This window comes from Scytonema sp. PRP1 (genome assembly GCF_036697665.2).
Lineage (GTDB): Bacteria > Cyanobacteriota > Cyanobacteriia > Cyanobacteriales > Nostocaceae > Kalymmatonema > Kalymmatonema gypsitolerans.
Map to the genome: position 1 here is coordinate 70,677 of NZ_JBAHYJ020000014.1, position 15,300 is coordinate 85,976.

Annotated in this window: 12 protein-coding genes; 3 read left to right on the forward strand and 9 right to left on the reverse strand. The window is 41.5% G+C overall.

The window, feature by feature from the left end:
- Positions 1–227 precede the first annotated feature (227 nt).
- The 5 genes from V5G28_RS02075 to V5G28_RS02095 all read right to left on the reverse strand — a co-directional run bounded on the left by V5G28_RS02075 (position 228) and on the right by V5G28_RS02095 (position 7,725).
- On the reverse strand, positions 228–605 hold the full coding sequence (locus V5G28_RS02075) for a response regulator (RefSeq protein WP_332992846.1): 378 nt from the start codon (positions 603–605) through the stop codon (positions 228–230).
- Between the two features lie 194 nt (positions 606–799).
- The gene (locus V5G28_RS02080) at positions 800–1,228 is read right to left on the reverse strand and encodes a response regulator (protein WP_332992848.1); all 429 of its coding nucleotides are present in this window, start codon (positions 1,226–1,228) and stop codon (positions 800–802) included.
- Between the two features lie 245 nt (positions 1,229–1,473).
- Positions 1,474–1,851, reverse strand: coding sequence for a response regulator (locus tag V5G28_RS02085; RefSeq protein ID WP_332992850.1), 378 nt, complete (start codon positions 1,849–1,851; stop codon positions 1,474–1,476).
- 293 nt (positions 1,852–2,144) lie between these two features.
- Complete coding sequence (locus V5G28_RS02090) at positions 2,145–5,393, reverse strand: PAS domain S-box protein (RefSeq protein WP_332992852.1); 3,249 nt, start codon at positions 5,391–5,393, stop codon at positions 2,145–2,147.
- Between the two features lie 361 nt (positions 5,394–5,754).
- Positions 5,755–7,725 (reverse strand): response regulator, encoded by a 1,971-nt coding sequence (locus V5G28_RS02095; RefSeq protein WP_332992854.1) that lies wholly within the window; start codon positions 7,723–7,725, stop codon positions 5,755–5,757.
- A 788-nt stretch (positions 7,726–8,513) separates the two neighbouring features.
- Between V5G28_RS02095 and V5G28_RS02100 the strand changes: the two genes are divergently transcribed.
- The 3 genes from V5G28_RS02100 (at position 8,514) to V5G28_RS02110 (ending at position 10,442) form a co-directional block, all read left to right on the forward strand.
- Positions 8,514–9,545 carry a VOC family protein gene (locus tag V5G28_RS02100; RefSeq protein WP_332992856.1) on the forward strand — a complete coding sequence of 344 codons (1,032 nt, stop codon included), beginning with the start codon at positions 8,514–8,516 and terminating at the stop codon, positions 9,543–9,545.
- A gap of 53 nt (positions 9,546–9,598) precedes the next feature.
- On the forward strand, positions 9,599–10,204 hold the full coding sequence (locus tag V5G28_RS02105) for a YdcF family protein (protein ID WP_332992858.1): 606 nt from the start codon (positions 9,599–9,601) through the stop codon (positions 10,202–10,204).
- Between the two features lie 88 nt (positions 10,205–10,292).
- Positions 10,293–10,442: a hypothetical protein gene (locus V5G28_RS02110; protein ID WP_336229478.1), complete on the forward strand. Its 150-nt coding sequence runs from the start codon at positions 10,293–10,295 to the stop codon at positions 10,440–10,442.
- A gap of 116 nt (positions 10,443–10,558) precedes the next feature.
- Here V5G28_RS02110 and V5G28_RS02115 read toward each other — a convergent pair whose 3' ends face one another.
- The 4 genes from V5G28_RS02115 to V5G28_RS02130 form a co-directional block, all read right to left on the reverse strand.
- Positions 10,559–11,374 (reverse strand): DUF1838 domain-containing protein, encoded by an 816-nt coding sequence (locus V5G28_RS02115; protein WP_332992860.1) that lies wholly within the window; start codon positions 11,372–11,374, stop codon positions 10,559–10,561.
- Between the two features lie 178 nt (positions 11,375–11,552).
- The gene (locus V5G28_RS02120; protein WP_332992862.1) at positions 11,553–12,737 is read right to left on the reverse strand and encodes an AbrB family transcriptional regulator; all 1,185 of its coding nucleotides are present in this window, start codon (positions 12,735–12,737) and stop codon (positions 11,553–11,555) included.
- 301 nt (positions 12,738–13,038) lie between these two features.
- A complete protein-coding gene (locus V5G28_RS02125) occupies positions 13,039–13,371 on the reverse strand; it encodes a DUF190 domain-containing protein (RefSeq protein WP_096561599.1) in 333 nt (110 codons plus the stop codon).
- A 675-nt stretch (positions 13,372–14,046) separates the two neighbouring features.
- Positions 14,047–14,898 (reverse strand): hypothetical protein, encoded by an 852-nt coding sequence (locus tag V5G28_RS02130; protein WP_332992866.1) that lies wholly within the window; start codon positions 14,896–14,898, stop codon positions 14,047–14,049.
- Between the last annotated feature and the right edge of the window lie 402 nt (positions 14,899–15,300).

The window sequence follows — 15,300 nt, forward strand, 5'->3', positions numbered from 1 at the left end:
TTTCAAAATTGCTAGTGGTAGATGCAAGTTTTTAGATGAGAACAAAGACTGAACAATAGCTTATAGGTGTCACACAAATAAGATTAAGTCGTTTCGCCTACATTAACATCAATAGGAAAATAAGCTAAGTATTGATTACTGCTTAGTAGATTCAATAGTATCAGAAACTAATTATTTTGTATACTCTATTTCTATTAAAATGAAATATAATTTTTTATGGTAAAAAATTATATTTCTACTGCCACTGATTCAATGGCACGTAGTAACTGTTCGCGGCTAAAGGGTTTAGAGACATAGGCGACAGCGCCTTGCTTCATCCCCCACAAACGGTCAACTTTCTGATTTTTGGAACTGCAAATCACAATTGGCACTTTTTGAGTTGCTGGATTTTTTTTGAGGAAACGGCACAACTCAAACCCGCTCATTTGAGGCATAACAACATCAGTAATTATCAAGTCAAGTTCTTCTTGTAAGGCGATTTTTAAAGCTTGTTCAGCGCTAGTTGCTTTAATAATGCGGTAAACACTATCTCTGAGATAATGACACATGAGATCCAACTGGCTAAGAGAATCCTCTACAATTAGAATCTTTTCAAGCAAAGCCATACTCGTCCTTTAATTTGAAGAAATAGTTGTTCGATTAATTGCAAGAAGCAATGGTATTGCTAAATAATGTCGCCTGATTTTTATCACTTACGCCGCTTTTTTATTAAAAAACATTAAACCCATATTTAGATATTCAAAAAATAGTCAATATCTAAATAAACTCATTTAGTATGACAAGGAATGTGGAAAGTTTTTTAGTTTAGTACCTTTACATTTTCTTGCTTCCAACCAAGAAATTTTGCAATTTGAGGAACCAGAGTCAGAGCGTTAAACGGTTTGGCGATCGCCCCCACAGCACCCAACGCTGAAAACCGATACTGTTCAGTGATATTCCACCTTGAGGTTAAAAAAATTACTGGTATTGCTTGAGTCTTGGCATTTAACTTTAGTTTTTCCAAACAATCAACACCATCCATATCGGGCATAATCACGTCTAAAATGATCGCATCTGGTTTCAACTCCTCTGCTTTAACTAAACCCTCTCTACCTGATTTGGCGACTTCTACCTCCCACCCTCCTAATGTCTGGAGACAGGTTTTCACAATCAGCTGCATATCCGGTTCATCATCAATATATAAAACTCTTTTAGTAACAGGTTTTACCATCGTCTGTTGTTTCTGCATATATTTAAGTCAAAAAATATACATTCTATTTTTCAGAATGCGAAGCTTCTGTCAGAATTACGAATGGATTCAAACCATAATTTTTTTTTCAGAATAATTAAGAGTTCTGAACTGTTTAGAAAGATTTTGATGCTTCTGTTATGAAGTTATGCAAAAAAAATGAGGAAATTCTGAGGATTGCCAAAAAGTTGTAGTGCTTGGAATTTTGTGTGTGTGAGGATAATATGAATGAAACTAAGGCAAGCTTATTCCCATTCCAGCAATTCGGCTACCTGATCCGCCAACTCTAGAGGGTCAAAAGGTTTGGGAATAACCCCTACAAGGCTTAACTGTGCAGATTGATTCAAGTTTACAGGCTGTGGTTTAGCAGTCAGTAAAATCACTGGAATTGTTTGGGTTACCGGATTAATGTGCAATGCATGTAACAGAACCAACCCGTCCATATCCGGCATCATAACATCTAGTAGAATAGCATCAGGGAGTTCGGTTGCAGCTAATGCCAGTCCTTCGCTAGCAGATCGAGCTATCAGCACTTGCCAACCTCCGATGTGTTCTAAACAAACCTTAATAACAGTACACAGGTTTATTTCGTCATCGATAACCAAAATCCGCTTTGCTAACATAGTTTAGTTTTAGCTTTCAAGCCATTTGCGAAGACAGCCAAGTCAAAACAACACATTTTTTCACAAGCTTTTGAGCGCAAATTGTGTAATTACCTGAAAATGCTACACTTTCGTAAGCGCAGCCAACCCATGAACATAATGGTTTTTTTGTAACTAAGTAAGTATAAGCGATTCAGCGCAGTATAAAGATAAATAAAAAAAAATAAGAAAATAATGAGGATTTTTTAGCTATTATTGCTTATTATTTTGTGTCTCCTCGTACATCAATTTTGATTGTGCAATACCTACGCTTCTCAACAACCTTCGCTCTCTAGCGGTTGAGGTAGAGTAAAATAGAAAACACTACCGAGTCCTAACACACTCTCAGCCCAAATTCTGCCGCCATGCTGTTGTACTATACTACGGCAGATAGCTAAACCCAAACCTGTTCCTCCTTTTTGGCGGGAGTCACTCGCATCGACTTGTTGAAAGCGTCTAAAAATAGTTTTTAGCTGGTCATGGGGAATGCCTCGTCCTTGATCTTGAATTTTAAATAAAACGTGGTCTGGCAGCGCTTGGACACTCAGCGTTACTGTACTCTGTGGAGGCGAAAATTTAATTGCGTTGCTCAGCAAATTAACAAGAGTTTGAATCATCCGGTCTGAATCTGCCCATACTTGCACCGAAGAAGGCACAACACAAAGCGTGATGTTGTTTTGTGCCGCTAGAAATTGCACGGTTTCTACAGACTGATGCATTAATGTGGCAGCATGGCACCATTGCTTTACGAAAAAGACTTTGTTCGCTTCCAAGCGCTCTAAGTCGAGAATATCATTCACCAAACGTACCAAACGTTCTGTGTCCTTGGCAGCAATTTCTAACATTTGTTTCGCAGTGTCCGGTTGGTCTTTGAGTACGCCCGCGGCGAGTAATCCCAAAGAACCGCGAATTGCAGTAAGAGGAGTTCGTAGTTCATGGCTAACAATCGAGATAAATTCTTTTTTCATTTTCTCAATTGTCAGACTTTCCGTGATATCCTCTACTAGGGCAACATGACCCATGAGTTCACCTGACTCGCAAAAGAGGGGAACTGACATAGTTCGACCAAACCGGATAGTTTTGTCCTTGTGGACACAACGAATTTTACAGCGGTATTCCTGCTTTGCTGCCACTGATGCAGCCCATTCGTGCATAATAACATCTAAATCGTCTGGGTGAACAAATTGCTTCCAGCCATCCCCCAAAGCTTCCTCAAAGGTATAGCCAAAAATTGCCTGACAGTGAGGATTAGTATAGATAATTTGCCCCTGAGCATCAGTTCTGAAAATGCCCACGGGTGCAAACTCCGTTAGAGAACGAAACAAGGCTTCGCTTTGTCGCAATGCGACTTCTGCTGAGGTGCGATCGCGCAGTTCTTCCTTAAGTTGCTGATAAAGTTCTGATTGTTGAATGGCGATCGCTACTTGGCTACTTAATTGCTTGAGCAAATCTATTTCTTCGGTTTGCCATTCTCTTGGTTCACTGCACTGGTGAACAATCAGCAGTCCCCAAACGGTATCTTGTTGGATAATGGGAACCACCAGTTCTGCCCTAACTTGAATTTCTGCTAAAAAGTCCGCAAAACAGGGTGATATTTCCTCGCTATCACGATTGGTAAGGCTGTAAATCTGTCCTTCGAGATCGCGTTTTTGGGATCGTTTGGGGAAAATCTCTTTGGGAAATTTCTGGTGTAAAGTCCTAGTCCAGTCTCCCACAACAGCTTCGGCAACGACACTGCCAGTACCATCTGGCTGAATTTGGTAGACTGAAACTCGGTCAGATGCCAGCAATTTTTGGACTTCGCTAACAACAGTGTTAAGGATTATTTCCAAGTCAAGAGACTGGTGTATTTGTTGCGTGAGTCTTTTGATTAACTGCTCTCGTCTGAGCTGCTGTTGCAGAATGAGTTGAGAGCGTTCTAGCTCAAGAGTCCGGTGTTTAACTCGAATTTCTAACTCCTCATTAAGTTGTTGTAGTGCAGCTTCAGCAAGTTTCCGCTCAGTGATATCCTGTGCTATTCCTGTAATGTACTTGAGTTGCCCTTCATCTTTAACCGGAAATCCTCGGTCTCGAATCCACCGCACCGTTCCATCTGGGCGCACGATGCGATACTCATGCTCAAACACTCCTAGATGTGCTTTTTCAACAAAAGTCGCTAGCACTGCTTCCCGGTCATCCGGATGGGTACTATTAATAAGGTTTATGTTACTGGCATACAAGCTTTCTATAGAACGCCCCCAAATTTTTTCGTATGCCGGGCTGATGTAGAGCAACTGGGGCTTTGTGGGATCTGATATCCAAAAAACATCTTCGATGTTCTCTGCTATTTGGCGAAATCGCTCCTCGCTTTCTCTCAAAGCAACTTCTGAGAGCTTCTGCTCTGTGATGTCCTCTGCTATCCCTGTTATACGCTGGACTTGTCCGAACTCATCCTTAACCGGAAACCCTCGGTCTCGAATCCAACGCACTGTTCCATCTGGACGCATGATACGATACTCATGCTCAAACAGTTCTCTGTGTACTTTATCACCAAGAACCGCTTGCACTTTTTCCCGGTCATCAGGATGTATGCTATTCATCCAATTCGTTCGAGTGGCATATAAAGTTTCACGCTTGCGCCCCCAAATTCTTTCATAGACAGGGCTAATATAAACTATTTGGCGCTTTTGAGGATCTAATATCCAGAAAACATCTTGGATATTCTCTGCTATTTGGCGAAACCGCTCCTCGCTTTCTTTCAAAGCAGCTTCTGTCTGCTTACGCTCAGTGATGTCCCGCCCCACTGATACCCAATGACTCACCCGACCTGTTTCATCCTCTATTGGGAAAATACTGAGTTCAACCCAAAATTCTTTGCCGTCTTTGGTATAGTTAATCCCTTCAACCTGCACTGGTTGACCACTTTGCCGCGCTGTACAAATTTTATCTAAAGTTGCCTTACCAGTTTTTTCTCCTACGAGAATATACGGTGTCTTGCCCAAGACTTCCTCTAAGGTATAACCTGTCATTTGGGTAAAAGCAGGGTTGGCGTAGACAATCGGGGAAGCCATAGGCTCGGTGGGGTTTGCCTCGCTAATTATTACTCCGTCATTTGTATGGACGACGACAGATTCCAGTAATCGCAGTTGTTCTTCTTTGGCTTTGCGATCGCTAATCTCCATTACAGTTACCAGCATCTGCACCGCTTGACCATCATCGTTATAAAAAAATCTTCCCTTTGCCTCAATCCAATGGATACTGCCATCAGACCCAAGAATCCGTAGTTCTTGATGATAATCACGCCGCTCAACACGTGCTTGATTCAAACATAAAGTCACAGCTTCTAGGTCACTTGGATGAATACGAGCCATAGCAGATTCGTAAGTTTCTGGAAAACTTCCAGGTGCCAACCCAAATAATTCTTCTTGAGTGCTTGACCAAACGACACAATTAGTTATCAAATTCCAGTCCCCAATCACCATTTTCGCTGCTTCCAAAGCCATGCTCAGGTGCTGGTTCTTGCTTATTTCATTAACTTTACACATGATAATTACTACAATTTGCTTTCAATTCATAATTTATTTGTGTTAAATTTAGGAAATTCAAGCTTCTTATATGTTACATTTTAAAACTATTTATTACGCATTTTTTCTAAATTTATAAAATAATTTTTAACGCCTTCAAGAATTGAGCCGTTTTTACCTGTAATATCAAATTCATCTAATTATTTACACCGCTGATTCTATGATTAAACCACAAATCTGTCGGGTCAGCATTGCCTACAAAAGTGAGCAATGCCTGCCTAACAGAAAACCACTATATCATTCAAAACTCTCTTTTGTATCCGTTTCTACCCATCTCTCTTGTCTTCTTCGGTCAATCTTAACCAGATAAATTGCGCGTTATTTAAGAAAGCAATCCTTCTAATTGTTCTAATTCTAATTGTTGTAATTTTTGTCTGAGTTGTGTCCGCTCTAACCTATTAAGAACACGGGTTATCAGTTCTTGTTCCACTATTGGCTTACGCAGATAATCATCAGCTCCTACCGCGTACACTTGACGCACTATTTTTGCATCGGAATGGACAGAGAGAAACAGCACGGGTAAATGATTCCAACGGCTGTCAGTGCGGACTACTTGGCATAGTTCAATGCCATTAAAATTTGGCATCTCAATGTCTAAAATCAGTAATTCGGGGCTAAAAGTTTCTAATTCCTTCCAAAAATGTTGAGGCTGTTGCAGTGTAGTGACTTGAAATCCCAAAGGTAAAAGCAACGATTTCACATGATTTAGCACAACCGGGTCATCATCTACAACCATAATTTTAGCTTCATCAGTACCAGCAGACTGATTCAGTGATTTCCTGACAACAGAAAGCACTTCATCCACAGGTGTAGTTTTGTGGAAAAAGGTATGTGCTCCGAGACGAGCAGCTTCTACGCGACAACGAAATTGATGGGAAGCGGTAAAAATTATAACAGGTATTTTAGGATGATTCTGGGTAATTTCTGATAGGAAGTTTAAACCATTTTCCTGTGAGTTGGAAAAAGTCAAGTCTAGTAAAATCACATTGGGAGAGTATGAGGCAAGTAGGCTTTTTGCCGTGGTCAAATCTGTAGCTATCTCTACCTGTAAGCCCCAAGCTGCGGCATCTAATTTAATTCGTTGTGTTAGGATAGTATCATCATCAATAATCAGCAGTCGCGGCAATGATAATTTAGAGGTTGCAAGGGTAGCAAGTTGAAATGGCTGCTGCTGCAATATGTTTTGTAGTGATGTTATTAATTTCTCCAATCTCTCCAACTGCCAAAGTGGATACTGCTCCCAACTTGTTAAACTTTGTAGCACGACTTCGATTTGGCGTGCTAGTTTTGAACCTTCATGAAAGCCGTAACTGCCTAAAGTACCAGCCAAGCGGTGAGCCTCTGTCTGTGCTTGCTGCATCAGATAGCTGTCTGGCTTTCCACTGGATAAGTGTGCTAGCACTTGCTCAAATAACTGCAACTGTTCCTGTAGACGGCTCCCTTTAAACTCTTCCCACATCTTTTTGACGAGAACTACAACTTCTGCTTCGGCTTTGCGACGGCAGTCGCTCATGCGGGAAACCCCCAAGACCGCGCTGCCTCGCTTTTGCGAAAGCTCAGAAGATGATAAGGAACTGCGCCTATTGTGCTTCTTTGAGTCTTGTGTGCTAGTGTCTTTTTCATGTTTTCGGAGCCGATACCCCAATCCGTAAAGTGTCTCAATCAAATCTTCGGTCATTCCCACTGCTTTTAACTTTTGCCGCAAACCTTTAATTTGGGTTGTCACAGCTTCCTCTCCAGAAGATTCAGAGGATAACCAAATGCTGTCGAGCAAAGCACTGCGAGTGAATATTCTGCCGGGATTTCGCAAGAAAAGCTCTAATAAACTATACTCTTTGGGGGTGAGGTGCAAACTCTCGCCGTTATAGGTAACAACTCTTGTGTTGATGTCTACAGACAAGTTTTCCCAACTCAATATTGTAGGTAAGATCACCTTTGCCCGCCGCAGTAAGGCTTTCATCCGAGCGACTAACTCTGACAGGTCAATAGGCTTGGTTATGTAATCATCCGCACCCGCCTCCATACCTGTAACGCGAAGGCTGGTACTATCATTTGCAGTCAGCATCAGAATGGGCATATGATAACCCTCTAGACGCAGTTGCCGACAAAGGCTAATGCCATCCATCTTAGGAAGCATCACATCTAGCAAAAGCAGGTCATATTCAAACATTTTTGCCAACTCCAGCCCAGTTTCACCATCTTTTGCAGTCTCAATCTGGTAGTTGTATGCCTTGAGTGCTTTTTCAAGCAATAAAGCATTAAATTCATCATCTTCTACCAAAAGAATTTTCATGTAAAATTCTCCCCTTTTGAGACATTCATGCCTGCTGTATTGATTTTATAAATTCTTGATAAGTCGGATAGTGGTAGTGCCAAAACGAGAGCAGCCTGTGTTATGCTCAAATATCCTTTGCAGTGGTTGATCCCTACATTTTTTCATTCTCAATATGCCCGCTGCAATTTTGCGCCCACTTGAACAGCAGAAGGTAATATCTTTATACATAAGAATGAGAACACACTTTTAAGTTGTATTTGTATAGAGACTCACCCTGAATATCTCTAAGTGCCAAGTTCTTGAACTAGTCGTAAAGTACAAGAAGTTGACTATTGGCTACCAGAAATCCAGTATATCTAGAATAGTAGAAATTTTTTTAAAATCTATCCAAGATTAAGCTAATAGTTTCCAAAATTGGTCAAAAATCTATCAAGAGTATGGCAATGAAAAAAAAAGAATGTTAAAAATCGTAGTTGCCAAGCCTAAATTGTTACAACTACTTACGTGTTATTTAGTAAAAAGCAACACTGATTATTGCTAATTTTCTGTATTCTACTATACTTAAGTCCGTTTTGCGGTCATTTTTTGTAAATTTTTTTATCTGAATAGAATATAAAAATATTGAGTTAACAGTAAACAGTTATAATTATCATTTGCATTTACATTTGTAAGAGCAATATTAAGCTAAAGATTATTAAGCTAACAAATGGATTTGTGGAGAAATTCCAAAAATCTTTAGTGACAGAAACTACCTGATAACTGAACACTGCTAAAAAAAGCACTTGAATGATATGTCATAACTAACTATGAATCAGGGGCAACAAACGGCTATTGAAGGCATCTACGAAGTGTGTATTGGGGTTAAAGAGCCAATTTCTGCCATTCAGTACTGGGAACTATTTGGCTACCGCGTTGGTCAAGTAGGTGAATTATCACAAGCCGCAGCTTACCAATTATATGGAGTCAATTCATCTTTACGTTCGATTCGCCTTTACCACCAGTATACAGATCATGGTTTGCTTCGTCTGATGATTTGGCAAAATCCTACTAATGAGGGATTAGGGATGGGGTCGATGAAAGTGAAGGGAAATCGCTGGGCAACGACCTTAACGGATGATGTGTTAAGCATCTTAAATCATGTGGAGGAGGCTAAAACAGCCGGTTGGGCGATTAAATATACATACCCTCACTGGGAAATTATTTACAACAAGGACAAGAAAAGCCGTCCTTTTATCGAACCAGTGATCGGGGTGCGAGAAATGCTTTTGTTGCAACCCTTGACGCGACAGGTTTTCTTTCAGAGGTTTGGTTATACTCTGCCACATTACGGAAACATCAACAAAAATTCCACCCTCAAAACCAGCCAGTTTACTCATATGGGCTTGGTCATTCAGGATGACAGCAAAGAAATTCTAAAGTTTTATGACGAAGTTTTGGGTTTGCTGCGCGTGCGTGACGATGTAGAGACAAGCTACGAATCTTCCTTAGCAGGTCGAGAGATTTTTGACCTCCAACCAGGGGAGAAGTTTTCTCTTACCGCCTTTGATGATCCCAGATCTTCAACAACAAACGTGTTTGCTGCCCGTTCCGGTAGACTTTATATCATTCGCTTTCCTGATTATATCAAGTTAAATTCCCAGTTTGAAGCCGCGCAACCAGGTTGCTTGGGAGTTTGTCTTTACACCTACCGGGTACGAGGACTAGATCTGTACTACGATCGCATTAAAGCAAGTCCCGTGCAGAAGTATACACACATAGTTGCCAACGAGTTTGGAGAGCTGAGTTTCTCCTTCGTTGCACCAGATGGCTACTTTTGGACCTTGTTAGAAGCTGTATAAAGTTGTTAAAACGGAGATGAAGTGTTGTAAATTTACATTGGGAGATATTAACAATGCCCAGTTACCAAACTAAAACACAATGGCTAGCTTTGGTTGTACTTGGGATTGTGTCTGCACTCCTACTGGTAGTCGCAATCACAGCATTCAGAATATACTTTTACGGCAGCGCTAACCGTATTGTCAAAGCTGATGCTGCAATAGTTTTGGGAGCAGCAGTTTGGGGAGACGAACCATCTCCAGTTTTCAGAGAAAGAATTAACCACGCAATAAACCTTTACAAAAGAGGAATTGTCCGCAGCATTATTTTCACAGGTGGCGTTGGCAAAAACGATCATCTCGCTGAAGCCGTTGTCGGCAAACGCTACGCAATGGCGCGTGGGGTAAAACCAGGCAATATTCTCATCGAAACAGAATCGCATACAACTCACCAAAACCTGGAGTATGCTCAGAAGGTGGCTTCTAAGTTTCATCAATCCAAGTTTCTCATTGTCAGTGACCCCCTGCATCTGAAGCGAGCCGTGTTAATGGCACAAGACTTGGGAATGGATGCCTATCCATCCCCTACACCCACCACTCGCTACCGCAGTTTCAAAAGCCAGTTTGATTTTCTGATGCGAGAGACATATTTTTACTTTGTCTACCTCGTGTTAAAGTACTGACCAAGAACTCAGAACTGAGAACTCAGAGTTCTGAGTTCTTTTCAAATTCTTGTGGAGTGAGCCGGAAAGTCATTGGTGTCAACTCAAGGTGAAAAGCAGTATAGAACAAGCTTTTAGAGATTGCCTCGTTCCCAGCCTGAGGCTGGGAATGCCTATTGGGGGCTGCTCTGCTGCCTACCTTAAGAGCGGCAGAGCCGCTTCAATTGCCTTTCCAGGTGGAACCTGGAAACGAGATTAAAGACAGGTTTTTAGCTTAAGTTGACACCAATGGCATCTTGCTCGCCCAGATAATGCAAGCTTATTGTGGAACAGCTTAAGAGTTAACTCTTGATTGCAAGAGCCTTAATGAGAAAATTAAATCTCCTCCGCTTCTGGTAGCGGAAAGGTTTCACCAGCTAAGTAAGCATCAAAGTGCTGTTGGAAGTAAAGCCAAGAAGTCATATCTTCCACATCAAGAAACGATTTAGGTGCATTCTTGTACAAAGGAACCCGGGTATTGATTTCATCTTGCAGCAATTGCGGCAACTCGCTAAAGCCATTCACTTTGCTTCCATAAGCACTGTAGATCAGATGACCGAGGCGTGCGCCCATCTTCATCCAAGGAAGCCATTGACCAATTCTATCCCAACTCAGCTTGAGTTCAGTCACACTCTTGAGTTGAGAGTTGAATAAATCTGCGGTTGGAACAGTTAATTTAAACAACTCTGCCGCTTGATAAATGCTGTGTGGGCTATATTCTGCAAACTTGGGATTTTCCCCCAAAGGATTGGGATAAGTGGGAAATATATCAAACACGAAGGTTGTACTGTCTCCTTCTACAGGTGCGGGAAACTTGCTTTTAAAATGACCCTGCACAGGATTATTGGCAACGTGTACCACTGGGACTGTTTCTCCTGTCCAAGGATTCTCCCACTTATGCAAAATCTCACTTGTTTCTGGGTTGAGGTAATAAGTCAGTTCCCTTGAGGTAAAATCCCAGCTACCCTCTCCTGTAGGAATACACCTACTCACGCTCATACCGACAATTTTAAATAAGAGTTTTTTCTTTTCTCCTGGGAGAAAAGCGTAAATATTGCCTTTCCAGACGAGAAAGGTTGATTCGTTGGGGTCTAGGGATGAACGAGTTTTCACCCAGTGCTGGGCATCAAATTCTTTGATGTGTGCGACCATCTACAGCATCCTTGGTTTGTGAGTGAGGGAAAAAGACCTTTTGAACCAGGGGTAATTTAGCAGCAGCTACCAATTTACACTAGATTTCGGTCAAAAATGCGGTTTAGGGCTATTTGGAACCGCAGATACACGCAGATAAACACAGAACAATTTATCGCACGTTGATTTGACCCCATCCCTAGGTAGGTTCTTCTAGTTGATTGTCAAGACGGCGAAATAAATATACCCATATTGGCAGGGAACTGTTAATCGCGATCAGTCGCACCAAATGACCTGCTGTAACAATTTCAACATTATGATGCAATGTTAAGGCAACTAAAATCATTTCTGCTGAACCTCCGGGTGCTGTTACTAACAAACACGTTAACCAGTCCCAGGAAGTTAATTCCATAGCAAGGATGGTGGCGACTCCCCCTGCAACAAGGGTCATTCCTACAGACATCAAGGCGTAGACTATACTCCTTTTCCCAAAAGTGGGTTTGTCACCCCAATACTCACCGATGGTAATTCCCAGAAGCATTTGACCTACTATGTTGACTAAAGGCGGCAAGATAAAGTTAATATCACCTATAAAAGGCAGCCAATCCAGCAAGGGATTAAACGCGATCCCGGCAACTATTGCACCGAAAAATTCACCAGCGGGAATTTTGAGTAATACAGCAAGATATACTCCTAAGGAGCCAAATAGCAATGCCAATAATAGGAATCCTAATTGGGATGGGTCGAGACTGAATAAGACAGTTTTAATGGGAAGTGCTTGTGGGTAAACTTGATGACCGGATAAGACTTTAGCAACTAGGGGAATGAGAAAAACTACGCTCGTCACGCGAATCGCTTGTACGAGTGCTACAAGGGTAACATTTCTGTTGTAGTCTGCGGCGATCGCCGACATCATTCCTACACCGCCAGGAACTGTTGCCAACATTGCCGTTAAGAAATTCGTTTTGCTTAAGCGTGAGTAAATATAGCCAATCAGAGTACCGCACAGCAACAGGAAAAAGGTAAGAAGAGCAAAAACAGGAAAACAAGAAGCAACATTAGCGAGATCCGCGTGGGCAATAGAAAAGCCGACATTCAGCCCAACAAGTGCCATTCCTGTCTTTCTGGCAACCCGGTTGGGTTTGGGGGTATAGCCACCCCAAACTCGATACGTCTGAAGCACCACTGCACCAGAAACAATACCGCCAAATATCCAAGCAACTCCTCCAATCTGGAACCTTGTCAAGATTAAACTTAGGGGTAAGGCTAGAAGCATTTCCCACCCCAAGACAATCAACGGCTTGACAGATATTTGCTTCGCAACAATGACTTGCTCTTGAGTACTAACTTCTTTGGGAGTCGCTACGCTTAAGGTGTGATTCATCAATTCGCGTTTTTTAAATGAATTTACGATTTACCCCAAGCTAGCGCGATCGCACAAAATACGCAGCGACTCATTGACGTACATCTTAAGTAAATATAAAACTTTAGAACGCAGAACACAGAACGCAGTTGTCAACTGTTAACTGTTAATTGTTAACTGTGAATTGTCAACGGTTAACATTCTGATACTCTCGCTGCGTGCGTGCCGTGCGGCTTTCAAGTACAATCTTGCAGTAAAATTTCCTCTGTGTCTGGCTTTTAGACAAGAGTATTCTACTTCATTTACTTGCAATCTGCTGTATCTAATGGTACGTGACAGGAGCATGATGAACAACTTCTACATTTTGGATAGTGACTAATCCATCTCTGACCATTTCTCTGACTTGGGGTAAAAGTTCTGCAAGTGCTTCTTCTGTGTCAATCATTGTCACTACTATCGGTACGTCAGAGGACAACTCCCATAATTGAGAGGTCTGACAAGTTGTTTGTTTGCCAAACCCTGCGATCGCTTGCGTCACCGTTGCACCAGCAATTCCCCGTTTTCGGGCAAGTCCAATTAAAGCGGAGTACAACGGTTGATGATACCAACGATCCGATTTCCCGATGTAGATTGTCAGTTGTTTCCAGACTGCCATAACAATTATCAACCTCCACAAGCTGGCTATGGCTGCGCCTAACTAAATGCTGCTCATTTCCAGTATTGCACTGCTTGCCTTAAACAAACTGTCTGTTAACAATTTGCCATCTAGACTTCCTTTGCATTGTACTTTCGCCACACCGGAACGGTTGGGGACAGGACACCAATGTAGTGAAAGTGCATGCACTTCCATTACATATCACCGAGTTTTACCAAAAATTCTTAACTGAACGGTATTGGCTTATGTCTGGTTTTTGGTGAGCATTACCGGAAATATACTGAAATTTTTTCAAAAATAAAACCGGATTGCTATATATTTAAATACTGGTTCAAAATTTTGACTCCTGAGTTGTGAGTTCTAAGTACTTTTTCGGTAAAGATTTTTAAGGCTTAGAGTAAGGGAGCATCCCAAATGTTTGAGTTTATTTTAAAACGCAAAGGGTCGCAGAGGTTGGCGCAGCGAAAAGTTCTGCAGGAGGTGAGACCAGTGCTGCAGGAGGAGCCAGCACTGCAGGCGGGTTTCCCGCCGTAGGTGACTGGCGTCGGTTTCCCGACCTAGGCAACTGGCGAACCCGAAGGGGTTTCCCGACCTAGGAAACTTTTCAAGACAAAGGAACACAGAGTGTGAATCAGAACTACTTTGTTTTGCGTTTTGAAAAAATTGGGATGCTCCCTAGAGTAAAACTTTCACCAAATAATCGATTAAATAGTTAAAGTACGCCCTCAACTCGACAACTGCTTCAGTTGAGACTTGCGCTGAATTTTCCCAATAGCTTATATACTTATCTTGAATCAATTTGAATGCTTTCACATATGTCTCAACTGACGGCTGATGGTGAGTGATGATTCCTTGATAAAGTAAACGGGCTTCAATTCCATTTTCCAAGCAGCTTCCAAGCAGCTTTAAATATCTACCAAGGTTATGACGAAATACTTCTCTTTGGGGATGTTGCGAACCCAATAACTCATCTGCTACTTCTTGTGCTAATTCTTCTCGATGAGCTAGTAGCCAAAATCCTGCTTCTAGACAAGCTGCTGATTGTGCCTCTAAGCTTGGTAGTGAGGTAGTCAGCTGTTGGATCTGTGCTAGAGATTGTTGGAGTTTGTGCTGTTTGCCTTGAACATCTGCAAGGCTTGCTTCCCGGTCTGAACGCTTATTCTCCTCTAGCTCGCGGATTAAATTTTCAACACTTGGTTTGATGTTCTCAATAATGATATCTGTCTGCTCCTTCAGCACGTCCAGCACTTGCTGACGCAATTCGTACTCTAATAACCTGTCTAACCGATTTTTTGTACTATCTTGCAGAATATTGAACTGGTGTTGTAACTGCCCAATAAGCGACTCCAGACGTTGTTCTGTGTTTGGTAAACCTTGATAGAAATGTCGTTCCAGAGAATCGACTCGTTTTTGCAGAGATTTGACAGATGCTCTATTTAACCAAGGGCTGATGATAAATACTGCAAAGTCCTGCAAAATCTTGATAGACTTCTGCACAACTCCTACTTTGTTTATGTTTTGCGCCATTACACTTGTCCTCGGAGGTGATGACTGATCCATTCGATTCCCAGGGTTAAGCCCATTTTTGGGTTATTGTCTAGAGCAGTCAAAAATACGACTTATATGCCAATAGTTCCTTACTTTCATGCTTAGAATGCTGTTATCCCAAGCAAATACAGTTCTCAACCTACTCATTCAACCTTGTAACTAGCTATACTAGCCTAGTTGTCAGAAATATCACGCAGCAATGATTGACTAATTTCTAAATATAAACTACCACCAGAAAATTTTCTACGTTTTAGGAAGAGAAAGAGAAATAAGTTTTAGCCTTATTTTAGGAAAATACTTCTATTTTTTTGTTTTTTGGAGAATTTACTCAATTTTCTTGCAGATTTGCCAATTTTACTCACGAAATACTGTAGAAAATAT

Coding starts and splice junctions, on each gene's coding strand:
- V5G28_RS02075 (WP_332992846.1), bottom strand. CDS start 605: ATGGCTTTGCTTGAAAAGATTCTAATTGTAGAGGATTCTCTTAGCCAG.
- V5G28_RS02080 (WP_332992848.1), bottom strand. CDS start 1,228: ATGCAGAAACAACAGACGATGGTAAAACCTGTTACTAAAAGAGTTTTA.
- V5G28_RS02085 (WP_332992850.1), bottom strand. CDS start 1,851: ATGTTAGCAAAGCGGATTTTGGTTATCGATGACGAAATAAACCTGTGT.
- V5G28_RS02090 (WP_332992852.1), bottom strand. CDS start 5,393: ATGTGTAAAGTTAATGAAATAAGCAAGAACCAGCACCTGAGCATGGCT.
- V5G28_RS02095 (WP_332992854.1), bottom strand. CDS start 7,725: ATGAAAATTCTTTTGGTAGAAGATGATGAATTTAATGCTTTATTGCTT.
- V5G28_RS02100 (WP_332992856.1), top strand. CDS start 8,514: ATGAATCAGGGGCAACAAACGGCTATTGAAGGCATCTACGAAGTGTGT.
- V5G28_RS02105 (WP_332992858.1), top strand. CDS start 9,599: ATGCCCAGTTACCAAACTAAAACACAATGGCTAGCTTTGGTTGTACTT.
- V5G28_RS02115 (WP_332992860.1), bottom strand. CDS start 11,374: ATGGTCGCACACATCAAAGAATTTGATGCCCAGCACTGGGTGAAAACT.
- V5G28_RS02120 (WP_332992862.1), bottom strand. CDS start 12,737: ATGAATCACACCTTAAGCGTAGCGACTCCCAAAGAAGTTAGTACTCAA.
- V5G28_RS02125 (WP_096561599.1), bottom strand. CDS start 13,371: ATGGCAGTCTGGAAACAACTGACAATCTACATCGGGAAATCGGATCGT.
- V5G28_RS02130 (WP_332992866.1), bottom strand. CDS start 14,898: ATGGCGCAAAACATAAACAAAGTAGGAGTTGTGCAGAAGTCTATCAAG.